The sequence below is a fragment of the Streptomyces sp. NPDC048659 genome (genome assembly GCF_040650575.1).
GTDB lineage: Bacteria > Actinomycetota > Actinomycetes > Streptomycetales > Streptomycetaceae > Streptomyces.
Window position 1 is genome coordinate 1 of the sequence record NZ_JBEZHM010000047.1, and the last position, 21,390, is coordinate 21,390.

At 73.3% G+C, this 21,390-nt stretch carries 18 protein-coding genes; 11 read left to right on the forward strand and 7 right to left on the reverse strand.

The window, feature by feature from the left end; genetic code table 11:
• Positions 1–174: 174 nt before the first annotated feature.
• Complete coding sequence (gene argG, locus AB0C99_RS29060) at positions 175–1,629, reverse strand: argininosuccinate synthase (RefSeq protein ID WP_362481148.1); 1,455 nt, start codon at positions 1,627–1,629, stop codon at positions 175–177.
• A 168-nt stretch (positions 1,630–1,797) separates the two neighbouring features.
• On the opposite strand from argG, the gene AB0C99_RS29065 reads away from it, so the two are divergent.
• Positions 1,798–2,757 (forward strand): EamA family transporter, encoded by a 960-nt coding sequence (locus AB0C99_RS29065; RefSeq protein WP_362481151.1) that lies wholly within the window; start codon positions 1,798–1,800, stop codon positions 2,755–2,757.
• 89 nt (positions 2,758–2,846) lie between these two features.
• Here AB0C99_RS29065 and AB0C99_RS29070 read toward each other — a convergent pair whose 3' ends face one another.
• Positions 2,847–4,625 (reverse strand): radical SAM protein, encoded by a 1,779-nt coding sequence (locus AB0C99_RS29070; protein WP_362481154.1) that lies wholly within the window; start codon positions 4,623–4,625, stop codon positions 2,847–2,849.
• A 301-nt stretch (positions 4,626–4,926) separates the two neighbouring features.
• Between AB0C99_RS29070 and AB0C99_RS29075 the strand changes: the two genes are divergently transcribed.
• The 4 genes from AB0C99_RS29075 (at position 4,927) to AB0C99_RS29090 (ending at position 8,786) form a co-directional block, all read left to right on the forward strand.
• On the forward strand, positions 4,927–6,018 hold the full coding sequence (locus AB0C99_RS29075) for a substrate-binding domain-containing protein (RefSeq protein ID WP_362481157.1): 1,092 nt from the start codon (positions 4,927–4,929) through the stop codon (positions 6,016–6,018).
• A gap of 31 nt (positions 6,019–6,049) precedes the next feature.
• Positions 6,050–6,856: an ATP-binding cassette domain-containing protein gene (locus tag AB0C99_RS29080; protein ID WP_362481160.1), complete on the forward strand. Its 807-nt coding sequence runs from the start codon at positions 6,050–6,052 to the stop codon at positions 6,854–6,856.
• A complete protein-coding gene (locus AB0C99_RS29085; RefSeq protein WP_362481162.1) occupies positions 6,853–8,121 on the forward strand; it encodes a sugar ABC transporter permease in 1,269 nt (422 codons plus the stop codon). The genes AB0C99_RS29080 and AB0C99_RS29085 overlap by 4 nt, the downstream gene beginning before the upstream one ends.
• Before the next feature lie 68 nt (positions 8,122–8,189).
• Entirely contained in the window at positions 8,190–8,786 is a 597-nt protein-coding gene (locus tag AB0C99_RS29090) for a GNAT family N-acetyltransferase (protein WP_362481165.1), read from the forward strand.
• 72 nt (positions 8,787–8,858) lie between these two features.
• Here AB0C99_RS29090 and AB0C99_RS29095 read toward each other — a convergent pair whose 3' ends face one another.
• Complete coding sequence (locus AB0C99_RS29095; protein WP_362481167.1) at positions 8,859–10,073, reverse strand: S8 family peptidase; 1,215 nt, start codon at positions 10,071–10,073, stop codon at positions 8,859–8,861.
• Between the two features lie 352 nt (positions 10,074–10,425).
• Between AB0C99_RS29095 and AB0C99_RS29100 the strand changes: the two genes are divergently transcribed.
• Complete coding sequence (locus AB0C99_RS29100; protein WP_362481170.1) at positions 10,426–11,583, forward strand: PP2C family protein-serine/threonine phosphatase; 1,158 nt, start codon at positions 10,426–10,428, stop codon at positions 11,581–11,583.
• Between the two features lie 18 nt (positions 11,584–11,601).
• Here AB0C99_RS29100 and AB0C99_RS29105 read toward each other — a convergent pair whose 3' ends face one another.
• Positions 11,602–12,150: a GNAT family N-acetyltransferase gene (locus AB0C99_RS29105; RefSeq protein ID WP_362481173.1), complete on the reverse strand. Its 549-nt coding sequence runs from the start codon at positions 12,148–12,150 to the stop codon at positions 11,602–11,604.
• A 28-nt stretch (positions 12,151–12,178) separates the two neighbouring features.
• Positions 12,179–12,586 carry a DUF6083 domain-containing protein gene (locus AB0C99_RS29110; protein ID WP_362481176.1) on the reverse strand — a complete coding sequence of 136 codons (408 nt, stop codon included), beginning with the start codon at positions 12,584–12,586 and terminating at the stop codon, positions 12,179–12,181.
• 180 nt (positions 12,587–12,766) lie between these two features.
• Between AB0C99_RS29110 and AB0C99_RS29115 the strand changes: the two genes are divergently transcribed.
• Together AB0C99_RS29115 and AB0C99_RS29120 are read left to right on the forward strand one after the other, a co-directional pair.
• Positions 12,767–13,246 carry a hypothetical protein gene (locus AB0C99_RS29115; RefSeq protein WP_362481179.1) on the forward strand — a complete coding sequence of 160 codons (480 nt, stop codon included), beginning with the start codon at positions 12,767–12,769 and terminating at the stop codon, positions 13,244–13,246.
• An 82-nt stretch (positions 13,247–13,328) separates the two neighbouring features.
• Positions 13,329–13,949 (forward strand): DUF998 domain-containing protein, encoded by a 621-nt coding sequence (locus tag AB0C99_RS29120; RefSeq protein ID WP_362481182.1) that lies wholly within the window; start codon positions 13,329–13,331, stop codon positions 13,947–13,949.
• 84 nt (positions 13,950–14,033) lie between these two features.
• Here AB0C99_RS29120 and AB0C99_RS29125 read toward each other — a convergent pair whose 3' ends face one another.
• Together AB0C99_RS29125 and AB0C99_RS29130 are read right to left on the reverse strand one after the other, a co-directional pair.
• Entirely contained in the window at positions 14,034–16,832 is a 2,799-nt protein-coding gene (locus tag AB0C99_RS29125; protein ID WP_362481185.1) for a hypothetical protein, read from the reverse strand.
• 309 nt (positions 16,833–17,141) lie between these two features.
• Entirely contained in the window at positions 17,142–17,480 is a 339-nt protein-coding gene (locus AB0C99_RS29130) for a hypothetical protein (RefSeq protein WP_362481187.1), read from the reverse strand.
• A 125-nt stretch (positions 17,481–17,605) separates the two neighbouring features.
• Here AB0C99_RS29130 and AB0C99_RS29135 point away from each other — a divergent pair, with 125 nt between their 5' ends.
• From AB0C99_RS29135 to AB0C99_RS29145, 3 genes are all read left to right on the forward strand, one after another.
• Entirely contained in the window at positions 17,606–18,796 is a 1,191-nt protein-coding gene (locus AB0C99_RS29135; RefSeq protein WP_362481190.1) for an ROK family transcriptional regulator, read from the forward strand.
• 103 nt (positions 18,797–18,899) lie between these two features.
• Entirely contained in the window at positions 18,900–20,849 is a 1,950-nt protein-coding gene (locus AB0C99_RS29140) for a cellulase family glycosylhydrolase (RefSeq protein ID WP_362481192.1), read from the forward strand.
• A 117-nt stretch (positions 20,850–20,966) separates the two neighbouring features.
• Positions 20,967–21,386: a Rid family hydrolase gene (locus tag AB0C99_RS29145; RefSeq protein WP_362481195.1), complete on the forward strand. Its 420-nt coding sequence runs from the start codon at positions 20,967–20,969 to the stop codon at positions 21,384–21,386.
• The last annotated feature ends 4 nt before the right edge of the window (positions 21,387–21,390 follow it).

Here is a 21,390-nt window from a genome sequence, read left to right on the forward strand (position 1 = left end):
TCGGTGCGCACGACCTGGGCCTCGTGGGCCTTCGGCGCCTTGCGTGCGGGCTGTTCTGCCACTGCGGTCTCCCCGTGAACGGTCCAAAAACTTAGCCGGTGCGTGCGCACCGGGCCCACGGCGGGGTCCGTCCGACCGCCGACCGCCATCCTGCGGGCGGCGGTCCGTCGGGGGTCAGTCCGTGCCGGACTCCATCGCGGCGGCGTCCAGCAGCTCGTCCTCGGCGGAGACCTCGCCGCGCGAGGCGATCGCCTGGGCGCCGCCCTCGGGCAGCTCGGCCATGGTGCCGATGAGGCCGGTCGCGGCGGCCTGGGCGGCGCCGATCGCGGGGCTGCCGCCGCCGATCAGGCCGAGGCCCGCGTACTGCTCCAGCTTGGCGCGGGAGTCGGCGATGTCCAGGTTCCGCATGGTGAGCTGGCCGATCCGGTCCGTCGGGCCGAAGGCCGAGTCCTCGGTGCGCTCCATGGACAGCTTGTCCGGGTGGTAGCTGAAGGCGGGGCCCTTGGTGTCGAGGATCGAGTAGTCCTCGCCGCGCCGCAGCCGCAGGGTGACCTCGCCGGTGACGGCGGCGCCGACCCAGCGCTGGAGGGACTCCCGGACCATGAGCGCCTGCGGGTCCAGCCACCGGCCCTCGTACATGAGCCGGCCGAGGCGGCGGCCCTCGTTGTGGTACTGGGCGAGGGTGTCCTCGTTGTGGATGGCGTTGACGAGGCGCTCGTAGGCGGCGTGCAGCAGCGCCATGCCGGGGGCCTCGTAGATGCCGCGGCTCTTGGCCTCGATGATCCGGTTCTCGATCTGGTCCGACATGCCCAGGCCGTGCCGGCCGCCGATGGCGTTGGCCTCCATGACCAGGTCGACGGCGGAGCCGAACTCCTTGCCGTTGATGCTGACCGGGCGGCCCTGGTCGAAGGCGATGGTGACGTCCTCGGCGGCGATCTCGACCGAGGGGTCCCAGAAGCGCACGCCCATGATCGGCTCGACGGTCTCGACGCCGGTGTCCAGGTGCTCCAGGGTCTTCGCCTCGTGGGTGGCGCCCCAGATGTTGGCGTCGGTGGAGTACGCCTTCTCGGTGCTGTCCCGGTAGGGGAGGCCGTGGGCCAGCAGCCACTCCGACATCTCCTTGCGGCCGCCGAGCTCGGTCACGAAGTTCGCGTCGAGCCACGGCTTGTAGATCCGCAGGTGCGGGTTGGCCAGCAGGCCGTAGCGGTAGAACCGCTCGATGTCGTTGCCCTTGTACGTCGAGCCGTCGCCCCAGATCTGGACGTCGTCCTCCAGCATCGCCCGGACGAGCAGCGTGCCGGTGACGGCGCGGCCCAGCGGGGTGGTGTTGAAGTAGGCGCGGCCGCCGGAGCGGATGTGGAACGCGCCGCAGGCGAGCGCGGCCAGGCCCTCCTCGACGAGCGCGGCGCGGCAGTCGACCAGGCGCGCGATCTCCGCGCCGTACGCCTGGGCGCGGCCGGGCACCGACGCGATGTCGGGCTCGTCGTACTGGCCGATGTCGGCCGTGTAGGTGCAGGGCACGGCGCCCTTGTCGCGCATCCACGCGACCGCGACCGAGGTGTCGAGACCGCCGGAGAAGGCGATGCCGACGCGCTCGCCGACCGGGAGGGAGGTGAGGACCTTAGACATGGCAATATTATGCATCAAGACGCATGGTCATGCAAAGCCCTGTGTCGCCAGGTCTCCGCGGCCCCTCCCGCTGTCCGGAAACCGGGGGTGCGGGTGGTGCGCTTCCTCCCCGCTCCCCGATAGTCGTCGGCGGGGCAGCAGCGCCGGACCCGACGGACTGGGGAGCACGTGGACGCACAGGACGCGCGACAGCAGGTCATCATCTCCGGGGACACCCCCCGCGGCACCGGCCGGGGTCCCGCCCCGGACCCCGCACGCCGCCTCCGCGCGACCGCCGTCGGCGGCGTCGCCGTACTGCTGTGGGCCTCGCTCGCCCTCTTCACCACGCTCACCGGTCGGATCCCGCCGCTCCAGCTCACCGCCATGGCCTTCGCCGTCGGCGGGCTGATCGGGCTGCCGCGCGCCCTGCGCGGCGGCGCCGCCCTCGCCCGCCGGCTGCCGCCGGGCGCCTGGGTGCTGGGTGTCGGCGGGCTCTTCGGCTACCACTTCTTCTACTTCCTGGCCCTGCGCAACGCCCCGCCCGTCGACGCCGGCCTCATCGCCTACCTGTGGCCGCTGCTGATCGTCCTGCTCTCCGCGCTGCTCCCGGGCGAGCGGCTGCGCTGGTGGCACCTGGCGGGCGCGGTGCTCGGGCTCGGCGGCACCTTCCTGCTCGTGACCGGCGGGCAGGGCGTCCACTTCCAGGGCGCGTATCTGCTCGGCTACGTCGCCGCCGCCGTCTGCGCCGTCGTGTGGTCCGTGTACTCGGTCGCCAACCGGCGCTACCCGCAGGTCCCCACCGACGCCGTGGCCTTCTTCTGCCTGGCCACCGCCGTGCTCGCCGCCGTCGCCCACCTGCTCTTCGAGACCACCGTCCGCCCCGAGGGCTGGCAGTGGCTCGCCGTCCTCGCCCTGGGTGTCGGGCCGGTCGGCGGCGCGTTCTACGTCTGGGACCACGGCACCAAGCACGGCGACATCCGGCTCCTGGGCACGGTCTCCTACTTCGCCCCGCTGCTCTCCACCGGTCTCCTGGTGGCGACGGGACGGGCCGCCGCGAGCTGGCCCGTCGCCGTCGCCTGCGTGCTGATCACCGGCGGCGCGATGCTGGCCTCGGCCGAGGCCCTGCGCTCAGCGCGCCGCCGGGACTAGCGACCGGCACCGGTCAGGCGCCGACCGGCAAGGCGCCGACCGGCAAGGCGCCCGACCGGCAAGGCGCCACACGGTCAGGCGCCGACCGGTCAGGCGTCGACCGGCCAAGTCCCCCGGCGGACCATTTCGGTCACCTTCTCGGCGCCGTTGGCCCGTACGAGGAGCTCAAGCCGCATCCGCTCGATGTCCTCCGCGCTCCACTTCTCCGTGGCCATCGTCGCCTTCTCGTGCGACCAGCCGTTGTCGTAGTGCCGTACGACGTAGTCCTTCTGGAAGTCCCACATCTTGGTGCCCGGCAGCGGGGTGACGATGAACGGGTTGGCGTAGGCCATGCCGTGGCCCATCAGCGTCACCGCGTAGTCGATCGTCTTCTCGATCTGCTCCAGCGACTCCACGTACGGCTCGGCGCCCGGCCGCTCCGGCGGGTTCACGAAGCCGAGCATGAAGCCGCCGGTGACCTGGATGCCGTACTCCGTGAACATCTCCACGATCTCGCCCGTCGCCTGCTGGAAGGCGTTGAGCCGCGGCTTGCCCGACTGCTCCAGGCTGTCCTCGTTGGCGCTCTCCACCGCGAGGTACACGCTGTAGCAGCCGCCGTCCGCCATCGCCCGGATGAGGTCCCGGCAGGTCAGCCCGTCGCGCATCGCGGCCAGCACGTTGCGGAAGTTGGGGTTGCGCCGCTCCGACTCGGCCATCGTGGCGGCGAAGCTCTCGCCCAGGTGCAGCAGCACCAGGTTGAACAGGCTCAGCCCGCCCTCCTCGACCCACGGCAGGTCGTGCTTGCGCAGCAGCTCGAAGACCCGCATCGCGTACAGCGGGTCGTGCAGCAGGTGGTCGTCCTCGATCAGGACCTCCGTCACCCCCTGCTTGGTGATCTCCGCGAGGTGCAGGTCGAACCAGTCGGTGCCGAGCGCCCGCCACGGGCCGTTCACCATCGGGATGTAGCAGAAGTCGCAGCCGACGTTGCAGCCGATCGTCGAGAAGATCTGCGCCCACGAGCCGTGCGTCCGCACCCGCTTGCCCGAGGAGTGGTAGCCCTGCTCGTAGCGGCTCATGTCGAGCAGCCCGAAGTCGGGCAGCGGCATCATCCCGAGCCGCTGGTCGAGCCCCTGCCGCTTCGGCAGGATCCGCATGTACGGGGAGTTGGCCGTGGTGCGGACGATCGCGCCGTCCCCGCGCCGGTACGCGAGACCCGGCACGGCGTCGATGTCGCCGCCCTCCTCGGTCAGCGCCAGGAGCAGGGCCGTGAAGGTCTGGTCCGCCTCGTTGATGACGATGTGGTCGAACGGCGAGTCCGGCACCGAATAGCGCCAGTCGCCGCTCGGGTGCGCCCCGCCGGTGACCGTCACGATCGACGGGTCGATGTCCTTGACCAGGTCCGCGAGGGCTCTGGCGTTGCCCCACTGGACGGTGTAGATGCACTGGACGCCGACCACGTCCGGGTCGTACTCCTCGATGATCGCCCGTAACCGGGCGTCGTCGAGGCCGTAGCGGACCAGACCGCTGCCGCCGCCGAGGTCCACCAGGTGCCGCTCCTGCTCCCAGCCCTCGAAGGGCGAGTCGACGATCTTCACGTCGAAGCCCGAGAGCCGGGCGTTGGTGGCGATGCGGAGCAGGCCGATCGGGGTGCCGGCCCGCTTCATGACCTCGAAGGTGTTCAGGCCGAGGTCCCGGAAGCTGCTCCGCTCCGGGGAGGGCTCCACGACCCGGGTGTAGGAGGGGACGAGCAGCAGGACCCGCGGCTGCTCGCCGTGGGCGCGCCGCCGGGTGCCGGACACCGACGTACGCAGGGAGGGGCGCCCCAGGTGCCGCAGCGGCGCGCGCTGCGGGGCACTGGAGAACGCGATGGAGGGATTCTCGATGAGCACGGGCGAAGAGGAAACGTTTCGCGACACGAGCGCTCCAGCTGTCCGATGCGAATGGACAATGAGCTCAGATCGTGAACCCACGCGGTCCGCCGGGGCGGTGTTTTCCCGCTCAATGGCGCGATTTCACGGGCCTGGGGCCCAAGGCGTCCGAATCCGGTGGAGACGGCGTGGCGACTCCGTGGGGACGCCGTGAATGGTCGCCGTCCGGGCTTGGGTCTACTGTCGACATATAGGCCAGAGGTGCGCCGGCGCCCCCGCGGTCTCGGAGGCGGAATCGCGCGGCGCGCGAAAGGAGCCTCCCATGACCCGTACATTGCGCGCCGCCATCGCCCTGACGGGGACGGCGATCCTCTCCCTGGGCGTGGTCTCGACCAGCGGGGCGCTCCAGCCGGCGTCCGCTCCGGCCAGGGCCCAGGACGTGAGGATCGGTCTGCTCCTCCCGGAGAGCAAGACCACGCGGTACGAGAAGTTCGACCGCCCCTACATCGAGCAGAAGATCCAGGAGCTGGCGCCCGGCGCCCACGTCGACTACTACAACGCCGCCGAGAGCGCCACCACCCAGCAGCAGCAGGTCAACACGGCGCTCGCCAAGGGCGACAAGGTGCTGATCCTGGACGCGGTCGACTCCAAGTCGATCCAGTCCTCCGTGCAGAAGGCCCATGACGCGGGTGTGAAGGTCGTTGCCTACGACCGCCTCGCCCAGGGCCCGGTCGACTCCTACGTCTCGTACGACAACCGCGAGGTCGGCAGGCTCCAGGGCCAGGCGCTGCTCGACGCCCTCGGCGCCAAGGCGAAGACCGGCGAGATCGTGATGCAGAACGGCTCGCCGACCGACCCGAACGCCGCCGAGTTCAAGGCCGGCGCGCACTCCGTCCTCGACGGCAAGGTGAAGATCGGCAAGGAGTACGACACGCCCAACTGGGACCCGAACAACGCCAACCAGCAGATGTCCGGGGCCATCGCCGCCCTCGGCAAGGACAAGATCGTCGGCGTCTACTCGGCCAACGACGGGCTCGCCGCGGGCATCTCCACCGCCCTTCAGGCGGCGGGCATGAACGTGCCGCTGACCGGCCAGGACGCCCAGCTCGACGCGATCCAGCGGATCCTGCTGGGCACCCAGACCATCACCGTCCAGAAGCCGTACAAGCCCGAGGCCGACATCGCCGCCACGATGGCCGTCGACTTCGCCCAGGGCAAGACCCTGCCCGCGGGCCTGACCCCCGTCACGGTCACCAGCGGCAGCGGCCAGAAGGTGCCCTCGACCCTGCTCAAGCCGGTCGTGGTCGACAAGGGCAACATCAAGGACACGGTCGTCAAGGACGGCATGTACACGGTCCAGGAGATCTGCACCCCGGCCTACGCGGCGGCGTGCAAGCAGGCCGGCCTGATGTAGGCGGAGACGGTCGCGGTCGGAGGCGGTGGACGTGCCGGAAGCACCTGTGCTGACGCTGCGGGGGATATCCAAGCGGTTCGGCGCGGTCCAGGCCCTCTCGGGCTTCGACCTGGAGGTCCGGGCCGGTGAGGTCGTCGCCCTGGTCGGCGACAACGGCGCCGGGAAGTCCACCGCCGTCAAGACGATCGCCGGGGTCGCCCCGCCCGACGAGGGGGTCATCACCTGGCAGGGGCGGCCGGTCTCGATCGGCCGCCCGCACGACGCCCAGAGCCTCGGGATCGCCACCGTCTACCAGGACCTCGCCCTGTGCGACAACCTCGACGTGGTCGGCAACCTCTTCCTCGGCAGGGAGCTGCGCCGCTTCGGGATCCTCGACGAGGTCCGCATGGAGCGGCGCGCCCGGGAGCTGCTCGACACCCTCTCCATCCGCATCCCCAGCGTCCGCATCCCCGTCGCCTCGCTCTCCGGCGGGCAGCGCCAGACGGTGGCGATCGCCCGCTCGCTGATCGGCGACCCCAGGGTCGTCATCCTCGACGAGCCGACCGCCGCGCTCGGCGTGGAGCAGACCGCCGAGGTCCTCGACCTGGTCGAGCGGCTGCGCGGCCAGGGCCTCGGCACCATCCTCATCAGCCACAACATGGTGGACGTGATGGCCGTCGCCGACCGGATCGCGGTGCTGCGGCTCGGCCGCAACAACGGCTTCTTCGACGCGCGCTCGACCACCACCGAGGAGATCATCTCCGCGATCACCGGGGCCGCCGACAGCGCCGTCACCCGCCGTCAGGCCCGTATCCGCGAGGAACGGGAAGCGCGCGGCGAGCACGGGGAGGAACGGTGAGCCGCCCCGGGGACCCCGGCGCCGACCGGACCGCCCCCGACGCGACCCCCGCCGTGGACAGCCGGCTGATCGTGCGCGAGGAGGGGGTGCGCGGATACGCCGGGGAGTTCCGCCGCAAGCTGCGCAGCGGCGAACTGGGCTCGCTGCCCGTCGTGGTGGCCGTCATCGTCATCTGGACGGTCTTCGGCAGCCTCAACAGCGCGTTCCTGTCCGCGCAGAACCTCTCCGACCTCAGCCAGCAGATCGTCGGTACGGGCATGATCGCGGTCGGCATCGTCTTCGTGCTGCTGCTCGGGGAGATCGACCTGTCCGTCGGCTCGGTGAGCGGCCTGTGCGCCGCGATCTTCGCCGTGCTCAACGTCATCAACGGGATGAACCAGTGGCTGGCGCTGCTGGTGGCGCTCGCCGGGGGAGCGGCGGTCGGCCTGATCCACGGCTTCTTCTTCGCGAAGGTCGGCGTGCCCGCCTTCGTCGTCACCCTGGCCGGCAACCTGGCCTGGAACGGGCTCATGCTCCAGGTGCTCGGCAGCAGCGGCACGGTGAACATCCCCAGCGACAGCGTGGTCTCCGAGCTGTACTCGACGATCTTCCACAGCCCGGCCGCCGCCTACGTGGCCGCGGGCGTCGGCGTCGGGCTCTTCCTGCTCGCCTCGCTGCTCGACGCGCGGCGGCGGCGGGCGGCCCGGGTGCCCTTCCGGCCGGTCGCCGAGATCGTGCTGCGGACGGCGGTCATCGGCGCCATCGCCTTCGCCGCCGCGTACATGCTCAACCGCTACCAGGGGCTTCCGCTGGCGCTGCTGGTCTTCCTGGTGCTGCTGGTGGTCCTCGACTTCGTGCTGCGGCGCACCCGGTACGGGCGCCAGGTCTTCGCCGTCGGCGGCAACATCGAGGGCGCCCGGCGGGCGGGCATCAGCGTGCCGTTCGTCCGGATGAGCGTCTTCACGGTCTCCGGCCTGATGGCGGCGGCCGGCGGGCTCTTCCTCGCCGGGCAGATCCAGTCGGCGAGCCAGACCTCCGGCGGCGGCAACCTGCTGATGAACGTCATCGCCGCCGCGGTCATCGGCGGCACCAGCCTGTTCGGCGGCCGGGGATCGGTCTGGTCGGCGCTGCTCGGCTCGCTGGTGATCGGCTCGATCCAGTCCGGCATGAACATCATGGGCGTCAGCAACGCCGTCCAGTTCATGATCACCGGCTCGGTGCTGCTCGCCGCCGTGGTCGTCGACTCGCTCTCCCGGCGCAGCCAGAAGGCGGCGGGGCGGGCCTGACGGGAGCGGCGCGGGGCGTGGTGGGCCCCGCCTCGGCGACCAAGATCATCTCGTGCAGAATGACCCGTATGACCCTGACGAACACACCCAGGACGGCCACGGTCGACGACGCCGCACTCCTCGGCGGCATCCTCACCCGCGCCTTCGACGACGACCCGATGATGCGCTGGTTCTTCCCGGACGAGGCGACCCGCGCCGCCGCCATGGAGCGCTACTTCACCACGCTCTTCACCCGTCAGTACGTCCACCACGGGGTCTGTGAGCGCACCGACGCGGCCGTCTCCTTCTGGGTGCCCGCCGAGGCGCAGGACAAGGCGGTGCCGGACGCGGACACCATCGAGGAGCTGAAGGCCATCCTCGGCGACCGGGTCCCGGAGTTCGGCGCCGCCGTCGCGACCGCCGCCGCGCACGCGCCCGAGGAGCCGCACTGGTCCCTGTCGCTCATCGGGGCCGACCCGGCGGCGCAGGGGCGGGGGCACGGGGCGGCCCTGCTGCGCTCGGGCCTGGCGCGGGCGGACGCGGCCGGCGAGCCGGTCTACCTGGAGTCGTCCAAGGCGGCCAACCTCCCGGTCTACGAGCACTTCGGCTTCGCCGTCCGCTCCGAGATCCCGCTGCCCGGCGACGGCCCGACGCTCTGGGGCATGTGGCGCGAGCCGCGCGCGTAGCGCCGCCGGGAACGGGGGTGCCCCGGAGGTCTGGTGGACCTCCGGGGCACCCGGGTGCGGCGCGGTACCGGGTTACGGGACGAGGCGCAGCAGGCGGTTCGGGGAGCCGGTGCCCGGGCTGGTCACCTTGTTCGGCGTGGCCGCGTTGACCAGGGCCGTGGCGACCTGCGCCGGGGTGGCGGAGGTGTGCCCGGCCAGGTAGACGGCGGCGGCACCGGCGACGTGCGGGGTGGCCATCGAGGTGCCGGAGATGGTGTTGGTGGCCGTGTCGCTGGTGTTCCAGCCCGCGGTGATGGAGACACCGGGGGCGAACAGGTCGAGTATGGAGCCGTAGTTGGACCAGCTCGGCTTCGCGTCCGCGCTGTCCGTGGCGCCGACGGTGATCGCGGCCGGGACCCGGGCGGGGGACGAGTTGGAGGCGTTCGCCCCCGAATTGCCCGCGGCGACCGCGTAGGTGATGCCGTCCGCGATGGAGTTCTTCACCGCGTTGTCGAGGGTGGTGGAGGCGCCGCCGCCGAGCGAGAGGTTGGCGACGGCGGGCGCGCCCGCCGCGTGGTTCGCGGTCACCCAGTCGATGCCCGCGATGACCCCGGCGGTGGTGCCGGAGCCGTTGTTGTCGAGCACGCGGACGGCCACGATCCTCGCCGCCTTCGCCACGCCGTACGTGGTGCCCGCGATGGTGGTGGCGACGTGCGTGCCGTGCCCGTTGCCGTCCTGCGCCACGGTGTCGCCGTCGACCGCGTCGTAGCCGTTCACGGCCCGCCCGGCGATCTCGGTGTGGGTGATCCGGACCCCGGTGTCGATGACGTACGCGGTGACACCAGAGCCCGCGCTGTCGGGGTAGACGTACGTGCCGTTCAGCGGCAGGTTCGGCTGGTCGATCCGGTCCAGGCCCCAGGGCGCGTTGGTCTGGGTGGCGTCCGCGCGGACGATCTGGTTCTGCTCGACGGACGCGACGGCCGGGTCGGCGGCGAGCCTGCGGGCGGCGGCGGCGTCGAGGCGCGCGGTGTAGCCGTTGAGCGCGGAGCCGAAGGTCTTGCCGACCGTGCCGCCGTAACCGGCGATCAGCCCGCGGCCCTTGGCGGAGCCCGCCTGGAAGCCCGCGCCCTGCTTGAGGGTGACGATGTAGCTGCCGGGGACCGCGTCGGCCGAACCGGCCGCGAGCACCACGCCCTCGGCGGGGGTGGCCTGGGCCGGGACGGCGGCGAAGGTGCCCAGGAGGGCCGCGGCGGTCGCGGCGGAGACGGTCAGGGCGAGCCGGGTCTTGGTGTTCCGGGGAAGTGCCATGGTGAGGGAGTCCTCCTCTTGGCGGCGCGCCCGGGGTGGGCGGCGCGACGGTGGGGGCTGCGTCGGTGCGCGTGCTCCGCCGGGAGCGGGGGTGCGGCGTTCCCGGCGTGTGCAGCAGCCTGACCGTGTCGAGGGGTGTGACTCAAGGGAGTTGGGGTCTTGTCATGCATCCGCCATATCGCCGCAATCGAAGACGCGATGAACGCGGATCAACCGGACAGTCAAAGAGTGAGGTCCGGCCAATGGCGTGATCTGGAGGGAGTGCGGCGAGGGGGTGGGGGGTGTCCGCGCGTGCCGCGCCGGAAGTCCGGACAAACGGGACATACCTCAGTGCCTGCGGTATGCCTTTCCCATGGATCCCCACCGGCAGGCCGCCACCGCCCCCCGACTCGGCCGGAGCGGCGGCCGGCTGCTGCTCGCCGTCCCCTTCGCGCTCATCGCGGTGGTCACCGTCGTGGACGTCCTCTCCCCGCCCGATGTGCACCTCGGGCCCTTCCTGATCGCCGCCCCGGCCGTCACCGCCTCCTTCGCGGGCGCCCGGATGACCGCCTTCGTCGGCGCCGTCGCCGTCCTCGCCCAGGCGGTGGTCGCGGGCGCCCGGACCAGCGTCGTCGACCTCAACCACACGTACCAGATCATCGCCCTGGTGCTGATCTCCGTCATCGCCACCTTCTTCGCCCACCTGCGCGAACGCGACGAGGACCGGGTCCGGCGGCTGCGCTCCATCGCCCACGCGGCCCAGAGCGTCGTCCTGCGCCCGCTTCCACACCGCGCCGGCCCCCTGCACATCGCCTCCGTCTACCTCGCGGCCGAGGAGGAGGCCCAGATGGGCGGCGACCTCTACGCGGCGGCCCGCACCGCGACCGGGACCCGGCTGCTCATCGGGGACGCCCGCGGCAAGGGCCTCGACGCCGTCGGCGAGGCGTCCCTCGTCCTCGGCGCCTTCCGGGTCACCGCCCGCCGCGAACAGGAACTCCCCGACCTCATCGGCCACCTGGAGGCGGGAGTCGGCTCCGACGCGCTCGACGACCCGCGCCCCGGCCCCGGCCCGGAGGCCGCCGGGACGGGCGCCGACGGCGCCGACGGCGCCGACGAGGCGTTCGTCACCGCCCTGGTCCTCGACATCCCCGACCGCGAACCCGTCGTACGGCTCGTCAACTGCGGGCACCCGCCGCCGCTGCTCCTTCGCCGGGGCCGGGTGATCCCCCTCGACACCGCCGACGCGAGCCCCCCGCTCGGACTCTCGGACGTCCTCGCGCCCGACGTCACCGTGGAGACCTTCCCCTTCGACGTCGGCGACGTGCTGCTCCTCTACACCGACGGGGTCGTCGAGGCCCGCGACAGCTCCCGCGCCTTCTACCCCCTCGTGGAGCGCCTGGAGGGCTGGACCGACGCCGACCCGCCGACCCTGCTCGGCCGGCTCCGCGCCGACCTCCAGGCGTACGCGGGCGGCCACCTCGGCGACGACGCGGCCCTCGTCGCCGTCGAACGGCTCGCCCCGGAGCCGTGACCGGGCGCCGCCCGCCGGTCAGAACTCCGGCAGCGACGGGTCCGGCGTCCACAGCTCCGGCGCGTGGACCGCCCACCGCTCGTGGTCCCGCCAGGCCCCGCCGATGTACAGATAGCCGGGCGACATGCCCTCGTGCCGGAAGCCGAGCCGTTGCACCAGGGCCAGTGAACGCGCGTTCGTCGGCTGGATGTTGGCCTCCAGCCGGTGCAGCCGCAGCTCCGTGAAGGCGTGCTCCAGCACGAGCGCGATGCCCTCCGTCATGTAGCCGCGCCCCGCCGACGGGGCGAAGGCCGCGTAGCCGAGCGAGGCGCCCTGATAGCGCCCCCGGATGATCGAGTTGATGTTGACCGTGCCCGCGGCCTCGCCCGTCTCCCGGACCCGGATCAGGAACCCGAGGTTGGAGCCGTCCTCGAAGCGGCGCATCCAGGACGTGAACTCCTCCTCGGACCCGGGCAGCTGCATCAGCGGCCCGTACAGCTCCTTGCTGGCCCGCACCAGCGCGCAGAACTCGGCCTGGTCGGAGAGGGTGAGCGGGTGGAGTGCGACCCGTGGCGGAAAGTTGACCATGGGCCAAAGGTAGGCGATCGCGCCCCGCTCACGTGCCGTCGTGCGCCCCGGCGGCCCGCCCCTCGTGACCGCGCCCCGGCTCCTCTGCGCCGGACCCCGCCCAGCCGTCCACCAGCACGAGCGCCGGACAGCTGAGATGGTGCGGGATCCGGCAGCGCGCCCCGCGCCCCGGCTCGTCGAAGGCCCCGTTCCAGGCGTACCCGCCCCCGTCCACGTACCAGCGCTGCCCCGCCTCCACCAGATGCGCGGGCACCGCGGGGCCCGGCTCGAGCAGCACGTACGCGCCGTAGTAGGTCGCCCGCCGCTCACCGCGCCGCCCGCAGTGCGGACACAGCGGCGGCGCCGGAGGCGGCGGACCGTCGGCGCCGTCGGCCCGGGCCTGCGCGCGGTCCGCGAACTCCCAGTCACGCGGGCGTGCCGCGTCGCGTTCCCCCATGTCCCGAGGTTCGGCCCCGCCGCCCCGGCCACGAAAGAGCGCGAACCGGACACCCCCGGCCGGGACGCCCGGGACACCGCGCACCGCACGCCGCCCCATGAGGCGCACCACCTCACACCGGCCCCACCCGTCACGGCCGGAACCGGAACCGGGCACCACCCGGCGGCGTCCCTTCCCGACATGAGCGAGCGCCCCGAGGACCCCGACCGCCCGGAGACTCCCGACCACACCGAGACTCCTGACCGCCCCGAGGATCCCGACCGCCCGGAGACTCCTGACCGCCCCGAAGATCCCGACCGCCCGGAGACCCGCGACCGCACCGCCACCGAGAGCGCCGGCGGCTGCCTGCTGGCCGCCACGGGAGCGCTCGCCGGGCTGGTCTACTGGTTCCCCCGCGCCGCCTACTCCCTCGACGGCGGCTTCGAGAGCCACGCCCGCGACCTGTCCGTCCTCTTCGTCGCCCTCCCGCTCATCCTGCTCGGCGCCACCGTACTGCCGCTCGTCACCTGGACGCTGACGCTCCGCCGGATCCCCGCCGCCCGCCGCCCCTGGCCCGCCGCCCTCGCCGCCCTGCTCGCCCTCGGCCTCTTCCTGTACGGCGCCGAGCTCTGCTGGCAGCCCCGCCAGGCCCCGGACCCCGGCTACGGCCCCGGCATCTGACCGCTGCCGTTCGGGTCCCGCCCGGCGCGCGTGCGCGTGCCGTGCCCGGGTCCGGGCACCGGGCCGTGGTTACCGTGGGCCGATGCGACGAGTTCCCCGGTGGGCCCTGATCTCCTCCGGCTGCGCCCCGGTCCTGCTCATCGGCGGCTGGACGGTCGCGGGCTTCCTCGAAGGACCCGGCTACGACCCCGTCACCCAGACCATCAGCGTCCTCGCCGCGTACGGGGCGCCCGGCGCCTGGGTGATGACCGGCGCGCTCCTCGGCCTCGGGGTCTGCCACCTGCTCACCGCCTGGGGGCTGCGGGCCGCCGCGCCCGCCGGACGGGTCGCGCTGGCGGCCGGCGGGGCGGCCTCCCTGGTCGTGGCGCTCGTCCCGGCGCCCAGCAGCGGGGGATCGCTCCGCCACGGCACGTTCGTCGCCCTCGGCTTCGCCTTCCTCTCGCTCTGGCCGCTGCTCGCCACCGAACGCGCCGGACCGGCCCCCTGGGGACTGCGCCCGGTGCCCGCCGTCGGGGTCACCGTCCTCATGGCCCTCGGCGCCGGCTGGTTCCTCGTCGACATGGGCCGGGACGGCGCCGCCGGCGTCGCCGAACGGCTCGTCACCTGCGTCCAGTCCGTCTGGCCGCTGGTGGTCGTGGTGTCCTGTCTGCTGTACGCGAAAGGCGGGCACCGCCCCCCGAAGGGTTCGGTGCCCGCCCCGTGATCACGTGCGCCGGGATCTGGTCAGGACACGCCGCGCGGCGCCCTGGGGCACCGCGCGGCGTCGGATCCGCCGCTCCGCGTCAGCTCACCGCGCGTCCCGCACGGTGCCCGTGATCTCCGGGCCCTCGATGGGCTCCCAGTTCTCGTCGTACGTGGTCAGCCGGCCCCGCAGCGACTCGGCGGGCTCGACGAGCGCGTCCTTGGCGGTGGGCACCCGCACCTCGGCCGTGGTCGACCCGGCCGGGACGTACACCCCGAGGTACAGGCCGCTGCCCTCCATCGCCCGGGACAGCGCCACGGGCGGGTTGGGCACCTGGCCGAGCTGCTCCTCCAGCCAGACCGGGTCGACGTCGGCCGTGTCCAGCTCGGCGCCCTCGGTGACCGGCTCCAGGATGATCGCGCCCATGATGTCCGCGTCGGCGACCTCCGAGAGCGTCAGCCGCCAGGTCAGCGCCTCGCCCTCGACGACGTCGGTGGCCACCGGGGTCAGGGTCACCTTCGGCATCGGGTCGTCGTTCTTCGCCGTCACGCCGCCGCGGTGGGCGCCGACCACGGTGCCGCGCACCGCCTTCACGAAGGCGTCCTGCCCCTCGTCGTAGCCGAACCGGGTGTTGCCCTTGACCTGCACCGGGATGTCGATGTCATGGCGTCCGGGCCGGACCGTCACCAGCCGCGAGTCGATCTGGTCGCTGCCCGGCTTCGGCACGAAGAGCCGGACCTGGCCGCTGCCCTGCCCGGAGACCCGCACCGGGATCTTGTACGTGCGGACGCCCGAGTCGCCCTCCTTGACCGTCAGCCGGCCGATGTCGACACGGGTGAGCGCCGCCGGGCGGACCGCCGGGGTACCCGGGCGCCAGCCCGAGGCGTCCATCAGCACCGCGCGGCCGTCACGGCTGCGCGGGATCAGCTCCAGCGCCGTGATCCGCTTCAGGTCGAGGCGGGCCCGGGTCGCGGCCGTCAGCGGCACGCGGACCTCGCGCGCCCAGGAGGAGGCGGTCCGGGGGCTGCCCGGCATCCCCTCGACCTTGGCGCGGCCGAGCACCGCGCGCTTGCCCGCCGCGTCGGTCACGGCCACGTCCAGCTCGGTGCCCGCGCTGTTCGGCGGCACGATCAGACGCAGCGCCAGGGACTCCGAACCGGCCAGCGACACCGGGCGCTTGTTCCGCACCGCGACCGGCGTGCCCGGACGGCCCCACTTCAGCGCCACGGCGTCACGGCCGGGCTCGGGGTTCGCCTCCCAGTACGCGAAGTGCGGCGAACCGCCCTCCTCGGGCGGCAGGCAGGAGCGGGCCGGGTCCGGGTCGATCCCGGCGCACAGGCGGCCGCCCGCGCCGGAGACCGTCACCGAGGAGCCCGGCACGAAGACGGGGGTGCGCGCCGCGCCGACGGCGTGGGTGACGACCCGCGCCGGGTCGGCGGACGGGGCGCGCCGGCCGGTGCCGTCGAGCAGCGGACGGACCTTGTCGTCGCCGTCGACGAACAGCCGCGCCGCCGCCGCGATGTACGTGGCGCCCGCGGCCTGCTGCTGCGTCGCGGTCAGCCGGGTGCGGGTGCCGGGGGAGCAGAGCGGGTCGGTGCCGTCCTCGGACGAGAAGTCGTCGTAGGCGGGCGCCTGGGCCTGGCCCGGGGTCCACTCGCTGTTGAAGTAGTTGTGGTTCGCGCCGACCATGTAGACGGAGCTGTGCAGCGCCGCGCCCTGGCTGACGCCCCGGGTGCCGTCCACGTAGATCTGGCCCTGGAGGTCGGACACGTCGCCGTCGCAGCCGGGCAGGATCGTCGTGGAGGGCACGTCGGGGGCCGGGTTCTGGCCGAAGATCGTGGGACCGATCAGGACGTTGCCGCGGATCTTCCACCGGACGGCGCCTCGGTAGCCGTCCTGGTCGGCCGGGGCCGGGTACAGGCTGTCCATCGCGGCCCGGTTGACACCCTCGCCGCCGCGCGAGTGGCCGACGAGCAGGACCCGGGAGAGGTCGGCGCCCGAGGTCGCGCGGACGGCGGCCGGCGCGGAGGCGCGGTTCGCGGCCCACCCGGCCCAGCGGGCGAGGTGCTGGCGCACGAGCGAGGAGCGGGCCTGCGCGCCGCCGTCCTCGGCCTGCCAGTCCTGGCCGTTGATGCCGTTGGCGGAGATGGAGACCGTCACGTAGCCCTGGGAGGCCAGCAGCTTCTGGGCCTTCAGATAGCCGCGGTGGCTCGGGATCGGCTTGGTGCCCGGGTCGCACGGCCAGGCGCCGGTCATGTCCTCGGTGCCGGGCTTGTAGCAGGTGGCGTGCCGCCCGTGCAGGAACAGGGCGACCGGGCGCTTGCCCGGGGCGTTCGTCGGGCCGACGACGACGGCCTGCATCTCGACCGGCTGCGGGAAGCCGGGCAGCGAGACCGAGCGGAGCGTGTACTCGCCGTCGGTGGTGCGGTAGGGGCCGGGCTTGCCCGGGTCCACCGCGTTCGCGGGCTGCTGGGCCGCCGGGCGGGCGGCCTGGGCGGACGGGCTCCGGTGCGCCGAACGGGTGGGCGCCGCGGCGTCGAGCCGCCGCCCGCCCGCCGTCACCCGCAGGTCGTCGGTCTCGCCGACGCGGACGCCGTCGAGCGGCAACCGGAAGGTCCGGCCGTCCCGTTGGGCCTCCGGCAGACCGAGCACCCGGTCCCCGGAGCGGAACTCGACCCGGGCGTCGCCCATGCGGACGGGCTCGGTCGAGGTCCACACCAGGTGGCGGTCGGCGCCGGAGCCGGATATCCGCCATCCCTCGGGGAGGCCGGGATCCCCGGCCCGGCTCCCCGGGGACGCCGAGGGCGATCCCGGTATCGGCTGCGCGGTCGCCGGCAGCGGCGACGCGGCGGCTATGGCGAGCAATGCCACGGCGGTGGTCACGCCGCGTGTGACACGTATCAAAGCGGTCTTCCTCACGGTCGGTCTCGTGAGGGCACCCGCGGTGTCCCCGGTCCCCCGGGCGTCCCCCGCCCCTGGTGCCCCCCTCGTCACGGGAGGACGAGGGGAAACACCTGTGGGTTGCCTCAAGGGACCGTCAAAAACCGGCCAGGTTAAGGGAAAACCTTTCGCCAGGGGGTGGGTGTGAGGGGGCGGACCGGGGTCCCGACTCATGCGCGGAAGGCCCGGCCGTCCAGGGTCCGTTATGGGTCCGGCGCGCTGCCCACGGGGGCGATGCCGTCGAGGCGCGGGAGCTGCCCCGGTCGGGCCCGGTCAGGCCCCGTCCACCCGGCGCAGCCGGATCGGCCGGCTCGCGTGGTCGCCCGCCGGGAGGCGCGGGTCGAGGCCGCGGTGGACCTCGTCCGTCTCCGGGTCCCGGTAGTGGGCGAACGGCCCGGGTGTGGTCGGTCCAGAGTCGGTCCGGGTAGGGGTCGCCCGGGCGAGCTCGTCGGCGGGCGGCGCGGCGAGGACGGCGACGTCCAGCGGGCGGCCCCAGCACAGGTGGCGCGGGCTGCCGTCGGCGCCGACGCGCACCGCGTACCGGGTGCGCGGGGTGCGCAGGACCGCGAGGCCGAGCGCGGGTCCGAACCGGCCGCGGGATCGGCCGCGCAAGGTCAACATGTCCTGGAAGCAGGTCATTTGGTGATCGCGAGCACGGAGGCGGCCATGAGCGTAGGGCGGCCCCTGACGGGATTTCAATACTGGAAGAAGTTATTTATTTGCTCTACGTTTCACCCGTGATTCGACATCACTCCCGGCCTCTGGTCACCGCGCCCGCCGAAACCGCGGTCCTTGCCCTCCTGTTGGCGCAGGGACCGCTCAGCAGGGTGGAGCTCGCCCGGCGCACCGGGCTCTCCTCCACGGCCGTCACCAAGGCGGCCCGGCCGCTCATCGACGACGGCTATCTGTACGAGCTGCCGCCCGAGCGCACCGCGCCCGGCGCCGGCCGCCCCGTCAACCCCCTCGCGGTCGCCCCCGACCGGGAGTTCTTCATCGGCGTGAAGGTCAGCCCCGACCACCTCTTCGGCGCCGTCTGCGACCTGCGGGCCGGCATCCGCGTCACCGCGCGCCTGCCGCTCGCCGACCGCGAATCGGCCACAGTAGCCGCCGTGTTCGCCGAGCTCGTCGACGAACTCCTGGCCCAGGAGCCCGACTTCCGCGACCGCACCCGACACGTCGGCGTCGCCGTCTCCGGCGACGTCGACCGCGAACGCGGAGTGGTCCGCCACTCCGGCATCCTCGGCTGGAGCGACGTCCCGCTCGGCACCCTGCTCACCGGCGCCACCGGCCTCGCCGTCACCGTCGAGAACGACGTGCGAGCCCTGACCGTCGCCGAGCACTGGTTCGGCGAGGGCATCGGCACCGGCTACTTCGCCCTGGTCACCATCGGCGCGGGCATCGGCTCCGCCCTCGTCGTCAACGGCGAACTGCTGCGCGGCGCCTACGGCGTCTCCGGCGAGGTCGGGCACATCTGCGTCGACCAGGCCGGGCCCCGCTGCCGCTGCGGCGCGCACGGCTGCGTCGAGGCGATCGCCTCCACCGAGGCGATCCTGCGCGCGGTCCGCGAGGCCACCGGCCGCCCCGGGCTGACCTTCGAGCAGGTCGTCGGGCTGGCCCGGGAGGGCGACCCGGCCGCCCGCGAGGCGTTCTCGCGGGCCGGGCGCGCCATCGGCGTCGGCATCGCCACCCTGGTCAACCTGGTCGGCCCGGAACGGGTGGTGGTCAGCGGCGAGGGACTCGCGGCCTACGACCTGTTCGGCCGCCACATCATGGACGCCTTCGCCGCCCACACCTTCGGCGCGGCGGCCCGCTGCCCGCTGCTGCTCCGCCCGCTCCCCTGGGAGGAGTGGTCGCGCGGCGCCGCCGCCGTCGCCATCCAGGCCCTGTTCCCGCAGTACGCGGCCACCGCCGCGACCGGCTCCGGCTGACCCCGCCGGACCCCCACCACGGCCCGCGTGCGGCCCACACCGCCCCGCGCGACCGTCCCGTACGCGTACGCAGGCACCACACCGCCCTCCACAAGGAGCCCCCGTGATACCTGGCACCACGCTCCGACGCGCGACCGCGGCCCTGGCCGTGGTCGGCGCGCTGCTCCTCGGCCTCCCGGCCGCACAGGCCGCCCCCGCCCCCGCCCCCGCTTCCGGGAGCGCGGCGGCGACCCCCGCCGTCCTCACCGGGCCGCAGCTCGCCGCCTCCTGGAGCGGCCCGCTCAGCACCCGCGGCCGGTGGATCGTCGACGCCGCCGGCAACCGCTTCAAGCTCAAGTCCGGCAACTGGGCCGGTGCCCAGGGCACGTACGAGGGCAGCGGCGACATCGGCGACGTCACCAACCACCAGGCCGACCAGAACTCCCACAACATCCCGCTCGGCCTCGACCGCACCCCCCTCGACCGGATACTCGCCGACTTCCACGCCCTCGGCCTCAACAGCATCCGGCTGCCCTTCGCCAACGCCCTCGTGCACGACACCGTCCCCGTCCCGGACACCGCCGTCGCCGCCAACCCGCAGCTCAAGGGCAAGACCCCGCTCCAGGTCATGGACGCCGTGGTCGCCGCCCTCACCGCCGACGGCTTCGCCGTCATCCTCAACAACCACACCACCAGCTACCGCTTCTGCTGCGGCCTCGACGGCAACGAGCGCTGGAACAGCGGCCAGACCACCCGCCAGTGGATCGACGACTGGGTCCTCCTCGCCAAGCGCTACCAGGACAACACCCGCGTCGTCGGCGCCGACCTGCGCAACGAGGTCCGCCGCGACACCTGGAACGACCCCAACTGGGGCTGGGGCAACGACCACGACCTCAACAAGGCGTTCGAAGAGGCCGGCAACGAGATCCTCCAGGCCGACCCGGACCTCCTGATCGTCATGGAGGGCATCAACTGGCAGGGCATCCCCACCGACATCACCCCCCACGGGCGCCCCATGCTCACCCCCGTCGCCACCCTCTCCAACACCCTCATCCGCTCCGACAAGCTCGTGTACGCCGCCCACTTCTACGGCTACACCGGCCCCAACCACACCGGCGCCACCGGCACCGGCGAGACCCACGACCTGCGCTACGAGGAGCTCACCCCCGAGGCCCTGGTCAAGGCCGTCGACGACGAGGCCCTGTTCGTCACCCGCGACGGGCAGCACTTCACCGCCCCCGTCTGGATCAGCGAGTTCGGCGCCGGCGGGCGCGGCCCCGCCGACACCCGCGAGCGCGACTGGTTCACCCGCTTCACCGACATCCTGGTCCGCAACGACACGGACTTCGCCATCTGGCCGCTCGTCGGCTGGACCGACACCGCCGGCAACCCCAACGACAGCTGGGCCCTCGTCGGCTACAGCGCGACCGGAACCCGCACCAGCGTCCTCGACCCCGGGGACTGGCGCACCGCCGACTGGACCAAGCTGACCGGCGCCCCCGCCCGCTCCGGCCGGATCGACCCCGCGCCCCGCTGGAACATGCTCAACCTGGACTACGGCGACTACGACGTCTCCGCCACCATGCTCGCCAAGCCCGACTGGTCGCCCGGCAACCGCAAGGGCAACTGCCCCGACACCCAGCGCCTCGCCGGACTCGGCCGCAGCGACAGCCGGGGCCTGTGCACCGACGTCGGCCAGCCCGCCAAGGCGAGCGGCGCCTGGACCACCGTCACCGACGAGCGGTACGTCACTGGCGGCGACTGGGCGAGCGGCTACAACAAGCTCCAGTGCCCCGACCGCACCTTCGCCGTCGGCTACAGCGTCAAGAGCAACGCCATGGCCGCCCTGCTCTGCGCCCCCGCCACCACCGCCCTGCCCACCGGCGGACGCGTGCTCTGGTTCGACCACGGCGACAACCGCCCCGCCACCGGCGGCTCCACCGCCAGCGACTGGGCCCCCGGCTACTACAAGGGCCAGTGCGCCGACGGCGAGTACCTCGCCGGAGTCGCGTACACCTGGAAGTGGAACCACGGCGGCGTCCCCGACGCCCTCCTGTGCCGCCCGCTGACCTGACCGGGTCCGACCTGACCCGACGGGAGTAGCCGGGGGAAAACCCGTCGAGACCGGGCGCGGCATCTGACAGGGTGGGCCGGGCCCGCCCGTACCGCCGCGAACGACAGAGGACCGCCCGTGCCCCGTGCCGTCGAACTCATCCGCTCCGCCTCCCTGTCCGACGTCGCCGAGTACGCCTACGCCGCGACCGCGCCGGCCGAGGCGCGCCTGATCTTCCTCGCCGGGGCCTGCCCGCTCGACGCCGACGGCGCCACCGTCGCCGTCGGGGACGTCGCCGGGCAGGCCGCCCAGGCCGTGGCCAACCTGCGCACCGCCCTCGCCGACGCGGGCGCCACCCTCCAGGACGTCATCAGCACCCGCGTGCTCGTCGCCACCACCCGCCAGCCCGACCTGGTGGCCGCCTGGGAGGTGGTACGGGACGCCTTCGGCGACCACGACGTGCCCAGCACCCTGATGGGCGTCACCGTGCTCGGCTACGACGACCAGCTCGTCGAGATCGAGGCCGTGGCCGCCGTCGTGGACCCGCCGGCCGCCTGAACGC

Excerpts from the sequence above, each read along its gene's own strand:
- argG (WP_362481148.1), bottom strand. The coding sequence starts at position 1,629 with ATGTCTAAGGTCCTCACCTCCCTCCCGGTCGGCGAGCGCGTCGGCATC.
- AB0C99_RS29075 (WP_362481157.1), top strand. The coding sequence starts at position 4,927 with ATGACCCGTACATTGCGCGCCGCCATCGCCCTGACGGGGACGGCGATC.
- AB0C99_RS29090 (WP_362481165.1), top strand. The coding sequence starts at position 8,190 with ATGACCCTGACGAACACACCCAGGACGGCCACGGTCGACGACGCCGCA.
- AB0C99_RS29095 (WP_362481167.1), bottom strand. The coding sequence starts at position 10,073 with ATGGCACTTCCCCGGAACACCAAGACCCGGCTCGCCCTGACCGTCTCC.
- AB0C99_RS29100 (WP_362481170.1), top strand. The coding sequence starts at position 10,426 with ATGGATCCCCACCGGCAGGCCGCCACCGCCCCCCGACTCGGCCGGAGC.
- AB0C99_RS29105 (WP_362481173.1), bottom strand. The coding sequence starts at position 12,150 with ATGGTCAACTTTCCGCCACGGGTCGCACTCCACCCGCTCACCCTCTCC.
- AB0C99_RS29110 (WP_362481176.1), bottom strand. The coding sequence starts at position 12,586 with ATGGGGGAACGCGACGCGGCACGCCCGCGTGACTGGGAGTTCGCGGAC.
- AB0C99_RS29115 (WP_362481179.1), top strand. The coding sequence starts at position 12,767 with ATGAGCGAGCGCCCCGAGGACCCCGACCGCCCGGAGACTCCCGACCAC.
- AB0C99_RS29120 (WP_362481182.1), top strand. The coding sequence starts at position 13,329 with ATGCGACGAGTTCCCCGGTGGGCCCTGATCTCCTCCGGCTGCGCCCCG.